A 20,918-nucleotide genomic window follows, 5' to 3' on the forward strand; every position below is an offset into this window, starting at 1 on the left:
ATTAAAACTGAAAATATATAAATTGTCCTCCATCAAATACACCTAGTAATAATATTGTGGTAATAATAATAGTGTAAGATAAGTAACGTACAGAACGGTATTCACTAGTAAAAAACATTTTCTTATCTGGATAAAATTCATCGAAAGCATCTTTTATTAATAATAAACAAACAGCAAATATGCTATAAACAAAAGAACTTTTATCACCTATAAACAAATCACCAGGAGCAATTGCCATACGTTTTATTACAGTTATTGCATCTTTAAAGCTATTTGCTCTAAAAAAAATCCAAGTAAAAGAAATTAGAATAAAAGTGAGTAACACATTACCAATATAAATTAAACCAATATTGGTTTCAACTTTTTTCTTTTTAGGGGAAATATTTAACATTTTAAATAATATTTGATAGGCCCCATTTAAACCACCCCAAATAACAAAGGTCCAATTGGCACCGTGCCACAAACCACTAACTAAAAATGTTATGAGTAAGTTACGATAGTTTTTAACTGTACCAACCCGATTACCTCCTAATGGAATATACAAATAGTCTTTAAACCAAGTAGATAATGATATATGCCATCTAGACCAAAATTCAGCACATGATTGGGCAAAATATGGTCTTTTAAAATTTGTCATTAAATCAAAACCCATTATTTTGGCACAACCTATGGCTATATTACTATAGCCTGCAAAATCGCAATAGATTTGAAAAGCAAAAAAAACAGTTCCAGTCAATAATGTTATAGAGCTATGATATTCTGGTCCCCCATAAACCGAATTTACATAAATTGCCAAACGATCAGCTACTACTATTTTCATAAAATATCCCCAAATTATGAGTCTAATGCCCTCTGCCGCTTGATTATAATTAAATATTTTAGTCTCTTTAAACTGAGGTAATAAATTCACTGCTCTTTCAATAGGACCTGCTACCAACTGTGGAAAAAAGGAAACGAACAATGCATAAATTCCAAAATGTTTTTCACTTTTAATATCACCTCGGTATACATCAATAGTATAACCAATAGCTTGAAAAGTATAAAATGATATTCCTACAGGTAGTAAAAGATCAAAATTGGGTAAGGTCATACGTAATCCCCATTCATTTAATAGACCAAATATTGATTCATTAAAGAAGTTATAATATTTAAAAAGAAACAGAATACCTAAGTTGATAAGAAGACTCAAAGTTAAATAGGTCTTTTTCCATCGTTTTATTTGTATAGCATCAATTTTTAAAGCGCATAAGTATGTAACAAGTGTGGAAGTGAATATGAGAACCGCATAAATGGGTTGCCAGTTCATATAAAAATAATAACTACTAAGTAATAAAAATACCCACCGTAATTTTATGGGTATAATATAATACACAATGCAAACTAAAGGGAAAAACAATAAGAATTCGAACGAATTAAATAGCATTGTTGAAACTGAATTTAATATTAGAGGTAACGGTATACAGTAATTTAAAGATAATTTGGTTTTGCACTATTTGTATATAATATTGCTAATGATACTAATATACCTAAGAGACAAGTAATGCGGTAGTCAACTAATGAATACACTGTATTGAATGCTATCAAAAAAGAAATTAATGAACTAAGAACATATATTACTTCTTTATTTATACTCAAGTTTAACAACCCGTTTAAACTCTTAACAAAAGGTATCAATATTAAGAGAATTAAAACAATTGATGCCAGAACACCATGTTCTACTATAATCTTAAGATAACCATTCTCTGGTTGACTAAAGTAATAGTAATCCACACCTGGTTCAAGAACGATATTCATATCCTGATTATATATCATTATATACTTTTTAAAATTACCAATGCCAATACCTAAGCTTGGATATTCTTCAATAATTTCAATTGTCTCAATCCAAATAGCTTCACGAAAGGAAAAATCTTCCCCTACATTTTCCGTTCTTCCAAAAATAGCTGCATTTGGTTGAGCAATCAATAAAGATCCAATAGCGAACATACCCACAAAACCAATTATTACTTTTGTTTTAAAATCTGTAAAAAGAAAATACAGCGTAAACCCTATTAAGAAACCACCTAAAGCCGAACGGCTACCTGCTAATATTACACAAATAGCAGCCAGAGCAAAGTATAAAAATGATTTTTTCATTTCTTTTTTATCTTTAACGGTCTGTATTAAGAGAAAAAAGAAACTTGCCATTGCTAAAAATTGTCCATTTGTCTGCGAATCTACAAACAAACCTGGAAAACGGGTTGTACCAAAAGATTCTCCACTAGCATTGCTATGAACAGCAGTATAATACGATAATGAAGGTCCTAAAAAAAACTGTAAACACATTATACCTATTAAAAACAAAAATACAATCTTCAATATTTTGAAAAGTTCGAATCTTCTTTCAAAATCCTCATACAATAAATGGATAAAGAAACGGGTAAAAATGAAAATAGAAAATAAGGGATATAATGTATGAATATTATTACTTGGAAATTCAGAAAAAAATTTTCCTGCTAAAGTAGTAAGTACGAACAACAGCACCAATATAAGATATCCCATATTAGTTTTACCATTTTTAAAGGTTAAAAAATTTTTAAATAAAAAAATTACTGCTATTAATGCCAAAACATCAAATACTTTGACAAATCCAAAATCTAATGGCAAAATTTTGGCGTCTGCAAAAGGCAAGGTCCATAAGGTATATTTAATATAAACCTCCACTGTAGGTTTCATAAAAAAAACAAACAAGAATACAATAATGACGATAAAGGCTATTACATATTGTAACATTATTACCTAAGGGGTTTTAAAATATTCCTTAAAATTCTTCTTATCTTTTTTTCTTCTAATGGCTCTTCATAACCATAACCATAACCGTAACCTTTTTTAATAATACCCCTACTTTTTACACCATTGAATATAATTACACTATTATTAATTTTTTTTCTTAAAAATAATTCATCTATATGTTGCAAAATAAATTTTGGCGTATAATCGTGTCGTGTTACTATTACCGTTTTATCTACATACTTTGATAACATAGGTGCATCTGAAACTAACGTTGTTGGAGAGGTATCAATAATTATAGCATCAAATTCATTTTTAATTTTTGAAATAAGTTCTTTCCAATTCTCACTATTTAGAAGATTAGATGAATTTAAATTTTTAGCACCCGCAGGAAAAACGGTTAAATTATTTAATTTCTGTATTCCAAAATTTAACTGAACACCTTCTAACAATACCTCACTAACACCTACTTCATCCTCTAAATGAAATAGTTTGGTGACACCAGCAATTCTTAAATCCATATCAATTAAAGCGGTTTTCTTACCTGATAGGGCCAAAGTAACGGCTAAATTAGAGCTAACATAACTTTTACCCTCCCCTGCAATGCTAGAGGTTACCATTACGGTTTGTATAGTTTCACCACCATCAAATAAATCCAAATCGGTTAAAAGCCGTCTAAATTGATCAACTATAAACAAATCTTCATGTTGAGATACCAATAATTCCTCTTTAGGTTTATCTACATATGCAAGCTCACCCAATACTGGAATAAACGCTTCGGTTTCCAAATCTGAGCGAAATAAGATTTTAGTACTCAAAAGCTCTTTGCCGGCAACCCAAATTAAGCCTAAACCAAAGGGTAACAATAAACCTATTAGATAAATTAGAGATTTTTTCGGGGAAACAGGTTTTAGGGAAGATTCCGCTTTTTCTATAACTCTTACATTACCCATAGTCGGAGCAAAAGACAATGCAGTTTCTTCTCTTTTTTGAACCAAAAAGTCGTATAAATCTTCAATACTTTTCTTACGTCTATTAATTTCCAGAAATATTCTTTCCTGTTCAGGAAGTATGTTTAGGGCTTCATTATACTTACCACTATTAGTAGACAAACTACTTTTACTCGCCAGTAGATTCGATTTCTGACTTCGGACATTTTCAAGAATACTAGGTCTTATATTTTCAATTTTATTTTTGATAACTGTTAATAATGGATTATTTTCCGCGGTGGTTTTACTCAATTCACCGTATTCAATTTCAGCGTCATATAATTTTTGTAAAAGTTGACTTAAAATAGGGTCATCCACTCCTAACGTAGAAGGTACAATGCCGGAATTGTTATTTTTAGAGATAACATATTTCTCCACCTTATTTAATACCGAAAGTTGAAGATCGATTTCACCAATTCTACGATCGTAATCGCCTACATTTCTTAAATACAAATTACCTTGTTCCCCTAAATTAATAACACCTTCTTTCGATCTATATTTTTCAAGATCTTTTTCAACGCTACTAAGATCCTTACCAACCTCTTCCATTCTCTCATCAATAAAATTCAACGTATTTGAAGCAAGAGAATTCTGAGAAGTTACAGTAGCTCGCTTATAAGACTCTATTATCTGATTCACTATTTCATTACCTCTATCGGGAATAGGATCATAATAATATATTCTAACAACCGTTGCTAATTTACTTGTCGCACCAACATACAAATTATCAAGTATCTGATCAACCAAAACTCTAGGTGAAACTATATTAAAATTAAAAGTTTTATCCTTATTATACTTTTTAAAACCATTTGGAAGAAATTTTAGCGCACTACCACCAAAAGGATTACTAACCCATGTATTAAAAGGTAGACTATCCCCGTTCATAACCACCAAACCTTTTTCGTAGTCAACCGAAAATTCTACTTTTTCGATATCTACCTTTGAAATGGTTCTTAACGGCTCTTGTAAAACTATTTTAACAGGAGAAGTTTCATAATATTCATAATCACTAAAAAAGCTGGAAGAATATATTTTGGAATATAAACCTAAATTGATGACAACGTCTTCTATAACATCTCTAGACTTTATCACTTCTATCTCATTTTCTACAATCTTCTTAGCCTCAAAAACATTAAAAGATTCCATCAATTGCGATTGATCTACTCCCTTTTTTTCATCATTTACAATTAACGCCGCAGTACTTTCATATAGAGGCACCGTTTTTGATATATAAACCTTTGCTAAAATTAGGCCTAATAGACTTAATACTAAAAATAATGGCCAAAAAGGCAAAAACTTCTGTAAAATAATATGAAAAAGGTTTTGTTGCTTTTGATTAGTCATTTGATATTTAAAATTTATTTAACGGGCAGATACAAAACATTGTAATTATTTCTAACTTTAAACATAACTAATAATTTTAAAAAAATTATCACAGTAACTATGCATACAATTAATTACTCTTATCAAATGGAATAATCCACATTGAACACTAACCTGTAAAGCTTGATATAACACTACCTGAAGTTCACTATGGATATTATAGCCAAAGATACTACACTTAATGCTACCGGTATCCACGGTCTCACTACACTTGCCTCAGCTGCTTTAGAAGGTCTTGGCTCTACATAAATTACATCATTTGATTTTAAATAAAAATATGGGGAACTCAAAATATCACTTGACGTAAGATCTAAATGTTGAAGCACTTTATTTTCTCCTACTTCACGAATCAGTGAAACTCTTTCTTTATTTCCATAAATAGTAATATCACCAGCTAAACTTAAAGCTTCTAGAATGGATATTTTTTCACTTGGCACGGTAAATACATTAGGACGTAACACTTCACCAAGAACTGACACCCTAAAATTCAGTATACGTACATCTACAATTGGATTCAATAATAATTTTTGTTCAGTTAAGGCAGTAGTAATATAATCTCTAACTTCATCTTTTGTTCTACCCTGAACCTCTATTTCCCCTAAAACAGGAAAGCGAATAAACCCTCTTTTATCTATTAAATACCCTGAAGCTTGACTTAATACTCCACTGACCATACCGGAGTTTGCACCTACTTGATTAGAAGTGTTAAACATTTCTGCCGCCTCTTTATTGACACTACTAACTGATATACTCAACAAATCATTCTCTCGCAATGTATCTTCTACATTTTCGTTAATTGATGAATTGTAAATAGAATCGGGTGCTTCATAAAAATAGGTTGATTTTTTCATATTACCACAAGAAGCAAACAATATCAAAAGCAAAAAACCCGATACATACTTTAAAGACAAATTTTTAAAATTCAATTTATTATTTTTTATAATTTTCATAGAATATTCAATTAATCAATCGTACTCTTTAGAACTATTTCCAATACTTATGCTGCAAAAGTACTAATAAGCCTTTTCTTCTCCTTTAAATATGTTATAAACCGTGTAAAATAAGATATGTAAATCTAAGCCCATAGACCATTTTTCCACATAAAAGATATCTAACCTTGTTCTATTTTTTATGTCTGAGGGCTGAATAATTTCGCCCCTATAACCCATTGTCTGTGCTAAGCCTGTAATACCCGGTTTAACAAAATGACGTACCAAATACTTATCTACAGATTTTTCGAAATCAGTTGTATGAACCACCATATGGGGTCTCGGCCCTACAATACTCATATCACCCTTAAAAACATTTATAAATTGCGGCAATTCATCTATACTGGTTTTACGTATAAACTTACCGATTCTAGTAACCCTCATATCACCCTTTTTCGCCATTTGAGAATCCGATTCTTTATTTACTGTCATAGAACGGTATTTATAACACCAAAAGGTCTTTCGTTTATATCCATGTCTTAATTGCTTAAAATAAAAATCGCCAGGCGAATCCAACTTAATTAACACATATAAAATAGGTGTTAACCAAGAAAGTAGCAATAAAATAACCAGACCGGAAAAAATAATATCAAAAGCACGTTTGATAATACGACCATATTCAGTATCTAATGGTACATTACGTAAATTAAGTACTGGTGTAGTATTATATGTTTCAACAGACATGGCACGATTAAATACGTCCATATCATCTAAAATGACTTTGAAACGAATTAAGTTATTATCGGCAAAATCTACAAAATTCTTGAGTTCATCTTCACTAAAATTAGACGCCACACAGTAAATGATGTCAACATCATAATTTAAGAGATAACCAAAAGAATCGTTTATTTTACCTAAATACGTTGGGCTTTTTGATTCATAATCAGAAAAATAGCCCATATAATGATATCCGAAACTAGGGTTATCGAAAACCCTTCTGATTTTTTTCAAATTTCTATCCCTACCAAGCACTACGACCTTAACACTATTACGCCCTATAACCCTAAACTTACCTCTTATCCAAAAAAACAATACCCTATACCAAATAAGGCAAATCGATAAAATTGCATAAACTAGGTATTGATATGGAACCGAAGGAATTCTTTCGTCTTTTATGGCAAATAATGCAAAATAAGAGAGAAAATAAACAAAAAGAATCTGAATGATTTTATGAAATCTGGTAAAAAAAAGTTCTTTCCTTTCAGTTTTATAATAGTTTAAAATAAATGCAATGAACAACCAACTAGTATTATAATAAGCTACATTAAACACATTTAGATATGTCTCTGGAGTCAACATAAATAAAACTCCATTTATAATACATAAATGCAAGAATATAGAAATCGGAATTATAAAGTCGGAATTACGGTATCTCATTTATTAAAGAGGGAAAACTAATACTATGATTATTATGAATTCGCAAAATTGAGAAAACTTATTTTTAGCTCCAACAACAATCGACGAATCAGGTGTTTTACTTGATAATGTACTAGCGTAATGCACGTAATCTTAATTTAATATCAAATTAGGTTAAACACTATTTCTAGAATTTACCGTTCGCTATTAATATTATAATCATTAAAATAATTTGAAAGAATCAAAATGAATTTAGGTCACAAATTCAATACTTTAGGTTGATTTCTACTTGAAGATATGAAACGGCTCCGCCGTTAAATCCACAATTAACATTCGCAATTAAAAGATAATACGAAAATTAAATTTAGACTGGTATTTCTGGTATTTAATGTATCTACATTATCTCTAACGTATTTTCGGATGAAAAATCTTACAAAATACTTGATTAATGCAAATTAATAATTAAGATGAAGTAAATAAAAGTTATTTACAACGAATAAAAAAATGTAGAAATGGTTATTACTAATCCAATAAAATTTTAAACCTAAAAATTAATATTTACCAAAGTAAATCATCAAAAAGAGAATTATTAATAAAATTTTTTTTCTGAAAATAATTAAGCAACGTCTTTAATCTTAGCAAGCAATACAATACCCAACCCGTTTAAAACAAGTTTGAGTTCATTTTTACGAACTTCTTGTACTGTGGCTTTTTTATCTTTAAAAGCTCCTTTTTCAATAGTGATTAACTTCCCTTTTTGTAGATGCGAAGGTTTGATATTGCTAATGTTATCATTGGACACCCATTCTTTGATAATGGCTATTTCAACATCGCGTACTATAGCAGCTTTCCCTAACCAGTATAGGTATTTTTTTATATGGGAAGAAATAAAGACTGTATCTCTATCTGATTCTTTGAGTCTTACAAACAAATAATTTTGAAAAATAGGAACTTCTATAATTTTTTTTCGATCGCTCCATTGCCTAACTTCTTTTTTAGCAGGACAATAAATTTCAAAGCCATGTCGCCCTAAAAGTTCAGCTACTTGCAACTCTTTATTGGTCTTAACGATTAAAACGAACCATTTTGGTTGATTAGTAAGAGTTACATTGCTTTCTTGCATTAAAATGGGAACTGGTTAGAAACTTTAAAATTATAATTAATTAGTTATCATAAAGCATGTGAGAAGATAACGAAGTTTACAAATAAATATTGCTATTTTAAAGTAAGCCAAAAGTATGCCAAACTCATAATATTCTGAACTTGTAATATTATTTTTTTGACATCTACTTTTCTAATCTAGTTTTATAAAAACCGTCAAATTACCTACACTACTTTATGAGCTAACTTTTAAATCAAAAGCGACCACCAAAACCCGTAAATTGCTCTCATGAAAAAATTGATACAATTCTTTGGTGCTTGGTACGGAGCTAGAAAAATAGGTGGTGGCAAATGTGGATGTATAGGAACCTTTTTTGTGTTCTTGATACTTTTTTGGTTATTGGGGTATGTGTTTGAGGCTTTTTAAATTGGTTACTTCGGCTACGCTCAGCACAAGTGTTGGTTGTTGGTTGTCGGTTGATGGTTTTTGCGCTGGACGCTACATGCTATGCGCTTTTCGCCTCGCGCTGAGCGCTTCACACAATAATTTCTTTTACGCTTCCCTCGTAACGCGATAACCGGGGTGCTTTTCAACTCGTGCTTAAACCTTAACAAGGTGATTATTTTGCGCTGAGCGCGTGGCGTATTGCGAATAGCCAACTGCGCTTCCTCTATTCTCTAACATCTATATTCTCTTCTCTCCCTCCTGCTCTCTCACCAGTTTTCTTTTGATCAAAAACCTTAACGCTAGTTTTCATATCAGCATATCTTGGGTCTTGTATGAAATCTTGCTTTTGCATTTTAATGACCTCAATACTTAAAAAGCCAAACTCGCTAACTACCTTACCATAGAACCGATATATTCCTCTTCCTCTAAACATATATTTTTTAGCTACGGGCGGAAAAAGTACAGTATCAAAAACTTGCCCTTGTTGGTCTAATAACGTGGCAAAGAACATAGCTTTTTTTGTATGTGTCCTAGTTCGTTTTACCGTAATTAAATATCCGTAGATATCGATATTTCTATTTAAATACCGCTCTAAATCTTTACTCCCAAAACTATTTAATGGTGCTTCTACCAAAAGTTCAAACGGACTACACAAACTAAACCCTAACAATTCTAGCTGCGTAAAGGCCACTTCTAAATTGGTACTATACAATGACGGAATCTCAAAATGTTGATGCCTTGGCGCAAACAGTTTTGGGTGGTCTATTTTCTTCGTCTTGTTCAAAAACAAATGTGCTTTCCAAAGGAGTTCGTGTTTGTTGGTTTTGGTAAACCGGAATGCATCAATTCGTATTAAAATACTGACTTGTTCTATGGAGATGATCAGTCTGTCCAAAAAATCTTCCAACGATATAAATTCACCTTTTACAAAACGTTCTTTTAAAATACGCTCCATCACCCGTTGTTCCAATTCCCGCAAATAGCCTAATCCTAAAAACAAATCTTTACCATAAATCTTATTTACTGCATTACTTCTATTTACGCAAGGCGGATGTATGGTTGCCCCTAACATACGGGCTTCGTGCACATAGAATTCGGGTTTATAAAATCCGCCACCATTATTGAGCACCGCTACCATATATTCCAACGGATAGTAGGCACGTAAAAACAAACTTTGGTAGCTTTCTACGGCATACGATGCCGAATGTCCTTTGGCAAATGCATAGCCTGCAAAACTTGCTACCTGATTCCAAATCTCCTGAATGAGCTTTTCTGCATATCCCTTTTTACGGCAGTTGTCCATAAATTTATCCTGCACTTTTTGAAATTCCTCTCGCGAACGGAACTTACCACTCATTCCGCGTCGCAATACATCGGCTTCTCCTAAATCTAAATCGGCAAAATGATGGGCTACTTTTATCACATCTTCTTGGTAAACCATAACTCCGTATGTCTCTGGCATAATTTCCAGCATTACCGGGTGTGCCAATTTTTCTGCCCTGCCCTTGTTACGATGGCGAAGAATATATTCGCGCATCATTCCGCTTTTAGACACTCCCGGGCGAATTATAGAACTTGCCGCTACCAAACCCAAATAGGTATCTACCTCTAGTTTTTTCAACAGCATTCGCATAGCGGGAGATTCCACATAAAAACAACCCATACACTGTGCAGTTTTTACCAAATTATTGACTTTCGGGTCTTTTTTGAATGCCTTGATATCATGAATATCAAACTTGGCAAATTCTTCTGGTCGGTCGCGTTCCAGAATATCTAACGTCTCTTTTATTTTTGAGAGTCCGCGTTGGGCAAGAATATCGAACTTAAAAATACCGACATCCTCTGCAATAACCATATCAAACTGTGTGGTGGGGAATCCTTTTGGAGGCATATTGGTTGCAGAAAACCAGTGAATGGGTTTTTCGGTAATTAGGATTCCGCCAGCATGTATACTCAGGTAATTGGGCATACCGTGTAGCAGCTGTGTGTATTTCAATACTAAAGCCGATATATTGTCTAACCTGCTTGCCTCAACATTACCATTACATAATAGATCTATTTCATCTTTTGGTAGCCCGAATACCTTACCCAGCTCTCTGATTACTCCCCTAGATTGAAAAGTAACGTAGGTACCCAACAGCGCCACATTCTTGAAGCGATTGAAAATATACTCCGTCATTATAGGTCTGTCCCGATGTGAGAAATCAATATCAAAATCGGGGGGATTCACACGATACAGATTAATAAAACGCTCAAAATACAGGTCGAGCTCCATGGGATCTACATCGGTAATAAAAAGCAGGTATGCCACAATACTATTGGCACCGCTACCCCTACCCACGTAAAAGAAATTCTGCTTTCGGGCATACGTGATGATATCCCAATTAATCAGAAAGTAAGAGACAAAATTCATTTCTTTAATGAGGTACAGCTCCTTCTCCAAACGGTCCAATACCGCCTGATCTATATCAGGATACCTAAGCGGTAATCCTTCTTGACAAAGCTTTTCCAAGAATAGTTCATCTTCTTCTGTACTGCCTAAATAGGTACTCAAATTTTGAGGTTCTCGATCTTTAGTGAAATCGAAATAAATGGAACAAGCATCCATTAACCGCTGGGTATTTTCAAGTATAAAACTATGTTCGGAAAAATGCGCCGCCAAATTAGGTATCGCGTACATGTGTTCGTCATCACGAGCCTGCTCTGTAACCGGCAACATACTTAGCAAGGTGTTATTATCAATAGCCCGTAATAATCGATGCGCATTAAAATCGCGCTTATTTCTAAACGTTACGGGTTGCAGCAATACTATTTTATCTCGCTGCTCCAATAATTTTGAAAACCGAAGACGCTTCAATTCATTAACGGAAACCCCAATAAACTCATGCTCGGCAAAGGTTTTCTGTTCATGCTGCAGCACTTTCTCAAACGGATAAATAACGAACACCTCTTTAAACTGCGGAGCGATTTGCGGTAGTTTCTTTTCGTTGTGAATGTGATGCGACAAGAAATCATTAAGTTCTAAAAACCCTTCATTATTCTTTGCAACACCTACAAAACAAGGTTCTACTCCATTTCTAAAATCGATACCCAAAATAGGTCGCACATCATATTCAGGTGCTTTACGAACAAAGTTCAAACAAGCAGAGGTATTATTAATATCGGTCAATACCAATTGCGTAATGCCATGCTTTTTTGCCAATTGCAAAAGCTCAATCTCCGAGAAAGTCCCGTAGCGAAGGCTGTAGTATGTGTGGCAGTTTAGGTACATTTTTTTGGTTGTTCGTTTTTTTCGCTGTTCGCTGTTCGCATGACGCATGACGCATGACGCATGACGCTATGCGCAGTACGCTATTTTTTTTTGCGCTTTGCGTGTGGCGCTCAGCGTGGTGCGCCTAGCGCTCCCTCTCTTCTTTTCTCTCCTCAACAAACAACAGGTCTCGACTGCGCTCGACCGGACATCACCCCCAACACATACAGCAAAAAACCAACACCTAACATCATTTCATTCCCCCTTTGGGGGCTAGGGGGCTTACAATTTTCTATGCGCCAAAACCACAGGCGGCAATCCGTTGAAAGGGTTATGCATTCTACCTATTGTTTTTGCTCCCATGCCCGATGCTCGCAGCACACTTTTGTCTCCATAGCGTTTACGAATATTATCCATAGCGTTGTAAAGACTTAGAATTTCTTCGGTATCATCAAACAGATTAATCTGATAATTGCCCGATACTAAATGACTAAAACGTATACCAATTAATCGCACTAATAACCTACGGTTATATAAGGTCTTGAACAGATCTAAAATTTTAGGTATTAGAATATGGTCTCCGCTAGTATAGGGAATCCGCATTTGCTTTGAGTAAGTATTAAAATCGGAATATCGAATTTTTACTGAAATACATGCCGTTAACTTATCTCCACGTCGTAATTGATATGCCAAATTTTCGGTCATTGCGATAAGAATACCACGTAGTCTGTTTACATCAATAGTGTCTTTGTTAAAAGTTCGTTCTGTGGAGATTGATTTTCGCTCGCAAAATGGAATTACGGGTGTATTATCAATTCCGTTGGCACGTTTCCATATTACTCCGCCATTAGCACCCAAAACCCTTTGCATTACCTCCATGGGCATTTCTTGTACGGTGCGGACTTGTCTCAGTCCAAGGTTCCGTAAAGTCTGGTAAGTCTTATCACCCACCATTGGTATTTTTTTAATGGATAACGGAGCCAAAAAAGGTTTTTCTAACCCTTCATCAATCTTTAATTGATTATTAGGTTTCGCCTCGTTCGTCGCTACTTTAGAAACCACTTTATTAGCTGATAATCCGAAGGAAATAGGAAGTCCCGTTTCTGTAATAATCCTCTTTCGCATTTCTGATGCATATTGGTAGCAACCAAAAAAACGATCCATACCGGTGAGGTCTGCATAGAACTCATCTATACTCGATTTTTCGAATACGGGTACGTACTCTTTTATGATTTCGGTCACTATATCTGAGTGCTTACTATAGTCACCCGCATTACCACGTATTACAACAGCATCAGGGCACAGTTCTCGCGCCATTTTCATGGGCATGCCAGAATGTACACCGAAGCCACGGGTCTCATAACTACACGCCGCTACTACTCCGCGATCTCCAGTACCGCCCACTAACAAAGGCTTATGCTGCAACTCACGATTATTTAATCGTTCTACAGAAACATAAAAAGTATCTAAATCGATATGTAAAATGGTTTTGCTCATAACTATCCTTTAAAATTCGGGATAGCTAAATTATGGATTATTTCCAATTATTAGGATTATTTCCATTTTTTAACATTGAAATTAATTTAATGTTACGCAATAGTTAATGTAAGAATTTACATCAATAATGGCATATCAATTGATAGTGCCTAAGTGAACATAAAACATAATACCTATGAAAACATTTTTAATGATTACCGCCATCTGCGTTACCACTTTTTGTGCCGCACAAGAAACCGAAGAAAAACAAATTATCGAAAAAGGGACTTGGAACATTACAGGTAATGCCTCCATAAATTTTTCGAATGGTACGGATCATAGCTATCCAACATCCACTTTCTTGGGTGATACCAGAGAAACATCAAGTAGCTCATTTTCAATAACACCGTCTTTTGGTTATGCCTTTAAAGACAATATAAGTTTGGGGGTAGGTTTACAGTACAGAAATTATACTTCTGAAGGCACCGTAAGTGATGACATTACCAGTAATTCTTCAAAATCAACTCAACACGGTTTAGGAATAACCCCTTACGTAAGAGGTTATAAAGGCATAGGAAAACAACTTTCTCTCTATTTACAAGGCGAGATAAATTATTTTAAATATTGGAATTCCAATAAATTGAATAATCAAAATGAACAAAATGACCATAAAATAAACACTGTATTTATTGGAATACGCCCAGGTATTACCTATTTCTTAAATAAAAAATTAGCAATGGAAGTTACCTATGGTTTTTTAGGATATTCTTTTTCAGAAATTAAATACGATGCAGGAAATTATTCAAAAAACAATAGTTTTAACCTCAACCTAAATACATCTGACCTATTATTTGGGGTCGCTTATTATTTTTAATAGCAATTTAAAAACCCTGTCACCCAACTAACGGTGACAGGGTTCAGAACAAACCGCTCTATCAACGCAATCTAATGCAGAAGTTACAAGTATCCAATGTAGCATCATTGATCAAGGTTGCTGTAGAAAAGAAACTGATTTAGCCCATAAACCTAAAAAAGGGGCAAGAGATTATATTAAATGTCTATAATTTTTCGTTTAATGTCCATATATCTTGTAGATTATAGAGGTATTGAACCAATAACTGTTCAAGCCTATCTTTAAGATTAGACATTACCTATGCGCCAAATTCATTTTATATTATTAGCTGCCTTATTACTAATATCCACTATTGGTAATGCGCAAGATACCGCTACAATAAATATTGTTTCCCCAAATGAAAATACTGCCTGGAATATTCCAGACAAAATTGCATTGCAGTGGAATACCGTAAAAATTGACACCAGTAAATCTATTCGCTTTTTTCTGGTACGTAATGAAATGGTAGTGCAAGAATTGGGTTCTTTTAAGAACGACGGTTTTGAAGACGGAATAGAATTGGCAAAAAACATAGGATCTGGCAATAGGTATCAAGTAGTTGCCATAGAGTTGTTCCCAGATGATAAGTTTAACATTGCTAAAAAGGTGACTCCCTTTTTCTCGATTATTAATGCAGCATCAGACGAAAGAAAGAAAAAACAACAATTGGCAAATGTTAATACAAAAACACCTAAGAATAGACGAGCAAGATCTAAATCTAAAGCAAAGAAAAAAATAAAAGAACAGATAGCACCCAAAGAAACTGCTGTTGTCCAAACCAATAACAATCCTGAACCAAGAACTGAAAACAAAACAGATAAAAAATCTGACAACCAACCTGATAACAAACCTGAAGTTAGAGATAGCTTTGATGGTAGAAAAATTTCATACACCAAAGAATTTGCTTTTGAATCTGAAAATATCACAGTTAAAATTTGGGACCACGGTAGGCAAGATGGTGATATCGTTTCTATTTACCTTAACGGTGTACAAGTAGTTAAACAGTATTATTTGACTTACTGGAAAAAAGAATTTAAAATTAAATTAGACCCTAAAAAATCTAACGATTTATTTCTTTACGCACATAATTTAGGAGATTCACCACCCAACACTGTATCCGTAGAAATATCTGACGGAAAAAAATCTGAAAACATAGTATTGAATTCAGACCTCAAGAGCTGCGAAGCAGTATTGATCAGTGTTAAGTAATTAAACTCCTTCTTGTTTCAATGTAACTATCAGTTAAAATATAAATGCCATTTCGATCTTATTTTGATGAACCTGAAAACTATAAAGACCGATTCGGTTTTTATGACCAAGGTGGCTCTCCCTTACTCCTTCAAAAGTTTATTGACACCATTGAGGAACAAAAAAATGACATTGAAGAAATCAATATTTCATGGTATTTGTACAACAACCAACATCTACATGATTATCTAAAAGAAGTAGCTACAAGTGGTATTATAGTTAATGTCATTACCATTCCGTTAGAGGGTTATGACCACTCTAACCCAAAAGTTATAGAGAACCTTGTAACGGGCGAAAAATCAAGCACCTCTTTTACTAAATATAATTTAGCTAGAAAGATTTTTGGAGAGATGTATAGAACTACATCAAACGAGAATTTCAATCTATATATTTTTCCGCATTTATACGTTAGAAGTGCGCGCGTTAAAAAATTCTCAAGAGGTACACTCCCCTATTCATTACACATCAAATCCGCTTACATTAAAAAGAAAAGTGGCTATATTGTACTAATGAGTTCCTCTAATTTGGCAGTACGAGATTTGGTAAAAAACGAATCAATGATCAGTGTAGAAGATGAACCATTTTATGAGGAAAATATTGAAATTTTTTATAAGAACTTAATTGGGAACTCCATTCCCATTAAAGACTACAAAGCAGCTTTAGATACCACGAGTAACACTTACGAGAAATTAGAATTTACATATTCAGATTTGGTAGGTGCTACGGCTCCGTTTTACTACGATTCCACCCATCTTTTAGAGAAAAAATTATCACATTATATACAATCAGCCAAGGAAAGGATTATTGTTTGTGCACAGCATTTGGCAGCTTTTAATTATGAATTCAACGCAAAACATCATTCTACTGTCAAAGAGAATGAGACCCGCAAAGGTATATTAGGCGAAGTTATTGGTATGGCAAATAAAGGTGTAAAGATTACTTGCCTATCACAAACGTTTGCCCCTTTAGCTGAAGATGAGTACAAATTTAAAAAGTCAAATTTTCGGAAACCTGCAAACTCTCATAATTTTCAGCAATTTTTCAGTCAGCTCGCTAAAACTAAAAATGCAGAGTACTTTGTTAATAAAAACATACATTCTAAATATATTATCATAGATAACATACTTATATATTGCTCTTTCAACTTTACGCCCACCCAATTTATTTATTTGGACAATGTAAAAATTCTAAAATTCAAAAACATGCCAGATTTGAGTTATAGTGGAATTCATTGTGAAGTAGGTATGCATCTAGTAATTAAAGACCAAACTACCGTTAAGGCTTTTGAAAATAACGTAGCGGATATTATACGTAAAAAAGAAACCATACAAGTAGCTAACTTTGGGGACAAGTCCACGAGCTATTAAATTGAAAACATAATTGATATTTAGAGACTGGCATTGAAACATTCAATTCTCGATTATCGAGTAAAATAGATGGTTGAATTAAAAGCATTTTGCAATTCTAAAATGTATTTTTGTGTGATGTTTTTTCGATGGCTTATTTGAAAAACATAGATTAAAAGAATAGCATAAAAAATGAATATAGTATCCTTTTTTGCTGGAGCAGGCGGATTAGACCTTGGTTTTGAACAAGCCGGTTTTAATGTCATTTGGGCAAATGAATATGATAAGGATATTTGGGAAACGTACCAAAAGAATCACCCTGATACTACATTTGACAAAAGGAGTATTGTGGACATACCTGCGGATGACGTACCTGATTGTGACGGAATTATTGGAGGCCCCCCATGTCAAAGCTGGAGTGCAGCTGGGGCAGCAAGAGGTATTCAAGATAAAAGAGGACAGTTATTTTATGACTTTATCAGAATACTTGAAGCAAAACAACCCAAATTCTTTTTAGCAGAGAACGTAAGTGGAATGCTTATTGGCAAACACAGCACAGCACTTCATGGAATTAAAAAATTGCTAAAAAATGCTGGTGCAGGTTATGATTTATCTTTTAAAATGCTCAATGCATCTGACTATAATGTACCGCAAGACAGAAAAAGAGTGTTCTTTATAGGCATTAGAAAAGACTTAGGTTTTAAATATGAATTCCCTATCGAAACCTTCCCTAAAATAACGCTAGAATCTGCCATAGGCGATTTAGACAAAAAAGCCATTCCCGCTTTAGAATTCAATAACACCAATGGCAATAAGTGTATTATCCCCAATCATGAATATATGATCGGAGGTTTTTCAACTATGTTCATGTCTAGAAATCGCGTTCGTAATTGGGACGAGCAATCTTTTACCATACAAGCTGGTGGCAGGCATGCACCTATACATCCGCAAGCACCAAAAATGAAGCTTATTGAAAAAGACGTGCGTGTCTTTGTTCCTGGCAAAGAGCATCTTTACAGAAGGTTAAGCGTTAGAGAATGTGCCAGAATACAAACCTTTCCAAATGACTTTATATTTCATTATAAGAAAGTGGCTGCTGGTTATAAAATGATCGGCAACGCAGTTCCTGTAAATTTGGCAAAATTTTTGGCCGAGAGTATTATGACTCAACTAAAGGCTAATGAAACTAAAATAGCTAGTGATAAAAAGGATAAAGCTTATAAGGTTTTAGAATAGTCATAAACTATCTTATAACTACTACCCACCTACAAGTTCTTTTGTTGCCGTATTTATCTTTGGCGGCATAAAATACATGAATACCAACATTATAAGAAAATAAAGAACTGCAAAAATAGGATATGTATTGTCACCTGCATTTGGAGATATCGGTAGCATTACCAGCGACATATTTAGCATAGATTGTATAACCAAAACACAAAGTCCGCTTTTCGTTTTTGCATACACTATAGTACACATACCTGCTGCCCCCATCATATTTAAAAATAATGGCCAAACAGGCAAATCTTCTATAACTCCGACATTAATGAAAACCGAAGGTAGCCACCATAAAGACCAAACAAAACCAATAATTAGGCTGGCATAAAATGGTTTAATAATTTTTGATAGTTCGCGAACAGCATAGCCTATCCATACCACTTCACCTAGAAATGCCCAAGACAGTAAGAATAATGTAAACTTTAGTGTTGGTATATAAATATCAAAATCAAGAATAGACATATCTCCATTATAGAAGGCTACTATTAATAATGTTATCAAGCCTATTGTAAAAGCAAATAAAAGACCAAATAGATACCACTTTGGATGAACTTTCCATTTTAACATAGGTCTAAACAAATTCTTTATACCCTCATTCCCTTTTGTGATTTTTACGATAAACAATAATAAAAACATCAGCGCATAAAAGCGACCGTTGGTATATGGAAAGAAGTCTATTAGCCCCTTACTTTTCAGGTAAGTGATTACGAAATTAAGTAAAGGCGCGAGGGCTAAAAATATCCAAATTTCGTACTTTTTTAGAAAGTTCATCATATCTATAATCGTAAATATTCTTTTTGCAATGGTACTGCAATAATTATTAAAATGAAAAATAAGCTATTGAAAATGATGTATTTCGTGCGAAAATAAATCAACCAAATCTTATAATTTCAAAACATTTTGATTTATCAATCAAAAAACCCTCTTAATCAAATGATTAAGAGGGTTTAGAAGTACTCGAGGCGGGAGTACCTTAATTATTAAATCTTATAAAATCAATTTAAACGCTTAAGTATTATTATATATATTGTAGTTAAATTAGTCAAGATCAAATTTAATTGAACTTAAACTTAAAATAGTTGCCCTTTTAGTTGCCCTATTTAATATAATTTAATTACCATATATATTTATGCAAGTTACATTTCACTTAAGGAAAGATAAAATCAATAAAGATGGATTAGCCCCTATCAGAATGATTATCGCGACAAACGGGTTTAAAATATTTAAAGCAGTGAAAAAAGTAAAATGTACTGAATCTGATTGGGATACTAGAAAAGAACGCATTAAAAACCCTAACAAAAAATCAAATTACAATAACCACATTGAGTTTAATAAAATAATAGATGAACTTGAAAGTAATCTTAAAAAGCTTGATCGATACATTCTTTTAAACAATCTAGTACCGACCAAAGAATTTATTTTAGAAAAACTTACTTCAGGAATAGAAAGCGTTCAAATAATACCCGAGTTCTTTCCGTCTTTTCAAGAATTTATTGACACTAATAGGTCTACTAAAGTTGCAAGAACAATTAAGTCATACGTTACATCTAGAAATTTTCTACAAGATTTCGAAAATTACACAAACTACAAGCTTACATTCGAATCAATTGATTCTACTTTTTTCGAAAAAATACAGGACTATACATTTATTGTTAGAAAAAATAGAAACAGCTATCTCGCATTTTTAATCAAGACACTTAAAACTTTTATGAACTGGTCTTATGAAAAAGAGTATCATAAAAACTTAAAGTTTAGAAAATTTAAAGCTAGAGAAGACGAGACAGAAATAATATACTTAACAATGCCAGAACTCATGAGATTATATAATCATGAGTTCAAATCTGCAAAACATAGTAAGGTTAGGGATGTTTATTGTTTCAATTGTTTCTGTGGACTTCGTATTAGTGACACAAGCGCCTTGAAGCCCTCTAACATATCAAATGATGCTATTACTGTAACAATTAAAAAAACAAGAGCAAACAATACAAGAATACCTCTAAATAAATTCTCAAAAGCCATACTTGCTAAATACAAGGATACAATTCATGAACCTTTACCTACCATTTCTCAACAGAAATTTAATAAATACATTAAAGAATGCTGTGAAAAAGCCAAAATAAATACACCTACAACCATAACTAGATATATTGGTCAAAAAAGAGAGGATATTACCAAACCTAAATGGAAATTTATTACTAGCCATACTGCTAGAAAAACATTTGTAACTAATAGCCTTGTCTTAGGAATGAAAGAAATGGTTGTTAGAAATATAACGGGACATAAAAAGGAAGAAAGTTTTAGGCGTTACGTAAAAATTGCAGAAGATTTAAAACAAAGTGAAATGGATAACACTTGGAATAATTTAGAGTTATAGAAATACTTAGCAGAGACATTAA

General features: G+C 33.2%; 15 protein-coding genes. 6 read left to right on the top strand and 9 right to left on the bottom strand.

What is annotated here, in order from left to right; translation table 11 throughout:
• Position 1: 1 nt before the first annotated feature.
• The 6 genes from SJY30_RS11675 to SJY30_RS11700 form a co-directional block, all read right to left on the bottom strand.
• The gene (locus SJY30_RS11675; RefSeq protein WP_396632353.1) at positions 2-1,306 is read right to left on the bottom strand and encodes an MBOAT family O-acyltransferase; all 1,305 of its coding nucleotides are present in this window, start codon (positions 1,304-1,306) and stop codon (positions 2-4) included.
• A 161-nt stretch (positions 1,307-1,467) separates the two neighbouring features.
• Positions 1,468-2,772, bottom strand: a complete 1,305-nt coding sequence (locus SJY30_RS11680; protein ID WP_396632354.1) for an O-antigen ligase family protein — start codon at positions 2,770-2,772, stop codon at positions 1,468-1,470.
• 2 nt (positions 2,773-2,774) lie between these two features.
• Positions 2,775-5,102 (bottom strand): GumC family protein, encoded by a 2,328-nt coding sequence (locus SJY30_RS11685; RefSeq protein WP_396632355.1) that lies wholly within the window; start codon positions 5,100-5,102, stop codon positions 2,775-2,777.
• Positions 5,103-5,275: 173 nt separating this feature from the next.
• Entirely contained in the window at positions 5,276-6,091 is an 816-nt protein-coding gene (locus SJY30_RS11690) for a polysaccharide biosynthesis/export family protein (RefSeq protein WP_396632356.1), read from the bottom strand.
• A gap of 63 nt (positions 6,092-6,154) precedes the next feature.
• Positions 6,155-7,507: an exopolysaccharide biosynthesis polyprenyl glycosylphosphotransferase gene (locus SJY30_RS11695; RefSeq protein WP_396632357.1), complete on the bottom strand. Its 1,353-nt coding sequence runs from the start codon at positions 7,505-7,507 to the stop codon at positions 6,155-6,157.
• Between the two features lie 595 nt (positions 7,508-8,102).
• A complete protein-coding gene (locus SJY30_RS11700) occupies positions 8,103-8,609 on the bottom strand; it encodes a UpxY family transcription antiterminator (protein ID WP_396632358.1) in 507 nt (168 codons plus the stop codon).
• Between the two features lie 267 nt (positions 8,610-8,876).
• Between SJY30_RS11700 and SJY30_RS11705 the strand changes: the two genes are divergently transcribed.
• The gene (locus tag SJY30_RS11705; RefSeq protein ID WP_396632359.1) at positions 8,877-9,014 is read left to right on the top strand and encodes a hypothetical protein; all 138 of its coding nucleotides are present in this window, start codon (positions 8,877-8,879) and stop codon (positions 9,012-9,014) included.
• Positions 9,015-9,258: 244 nt separating this feature from the next.
• Here SJY30_RS11705 and SJY30_RS11710 read toward each other — a convergent pair whose 3' ends face one another.
• Positions 9,259-12,306 carry a DNA polymerase III subunit alpha gene (locus tag SJY30_RS11710; protein WP_396635327.1) on the bottom strand — a complete coding sequence of 1,016 codons (3,048 nt, stop codon included), beginning with the start codon at positions 12,304-12,306 and terminating at the stop codon, positions 9,259-9,261.
• Between the two features lie 261 nt (positions 12,307-12,567).
• A complete protein-coding gene (dinB, locus tag SJY30_RS11715) occupies positions 12,568-13,782 on the bottom strand; it encodes a DNA polymerase IV (protein WP_396632360.1) in 1,215 nt (404 codons plus the stop codon).
• Between the two features lie 175 nt (positions 13,783-13,957).
• On the opposite strand from dinB, the gene SJY30_RS11720 reads away from it, so the two are divergent.
• From SJY30_RS11720 to SJY30_RS11735, 4 genes are all read left to right on the top strand, one after another.
• Positions 13,958-14,635 (top strand): outer membrane beta-barrel protein, encoded by a 678-nt coding sequence (locus SJY30_RS11720; RefSeq protein ID WP_396632361.1) that lies wholly within the window; start codon positions 13,958-13,960, stop codon positions 14,633-14,635.
• A 279-nt stretch (positions 14,636-14,914) separates the two neighbouring features.
• Positions 14,915-15,862 carry a hypothetical protein gene (locus tag SJY30_RS11725; RefSeq protein ID WP_396632362.1) on the top strand — a complete coding sequence of 316 codons (948 nt, stop codon included), beginning with the start codon at positions 14,915-14,917 and terminating at the stop codon, positions 15,860-15,862.
• Positions 15,863-15,906: 44 nt separating this feature from the next.
• Positions 15,907-17,268, top strand: a complete 1,362-nt coding sequence (locus SJY30_RS11730) for a phospholipase D-like domain-containing protein (RefSeq protein ID WP_396632363.1) — start codon at positions 15,907-15,909, stop codon at positions 17,266-17,268.
• Between the two features lie 171 nt (positions 17,269-17,439).
• Complete coding sequence (locus tag SJY30_RS11735) at positions 17,440-18,483, top strand: DNA cytosine methyltransferase (protein ID WP_396632364.1); 1,044 nt, start codon at positions 17,440-17,442, stop codon at positions 18,481-18,483.
• Between the two features lie 21 nt (positions 18,484-18,504).
• Here SJY30_RS11735 and SJY30_RS11740 read toward each other — a convergent pair whose 3' ends face one another.
• Entirely contained in the window at positions 18,505-19,296 is a 792-nt protein-coding gene (locus tag SJY30_RS11740) for a type II CAAX prenyl endopeptidase Rce1 family protein (RefSeq protein ID WP_396632365.1), read from the bottom strand.
• Positions 19,297-19,651: 355 nt separating this feature from the next.
• Here SJY30_RS11740 and SJY30_RS11745 point away from each other — a divergent pair, with 355 nt between their 5' ends.
• Complete coding sequence (locus SJY30_RS11745) at positions 19,652-20,896, top strand: tyrosine-type recombinase/integrase (RefSeq protein ID WP_396632366.1); 1,245 nt, start codon at positions 19,652-19,654, stop codon at positions 20,894-20,896.
• Positions 20,897-20,918: the final 22 nt, after the last annotated feature.

This window comes from Maribacter sp. R86514 (assembly GCF_044597005.1).
In the GTDB taxonomy this organism is placed as follows: Bacteria; Bacteroidota; Bacteroidia; order Flavobacteriales; family Flavobacteriaceae; genus Maribacter.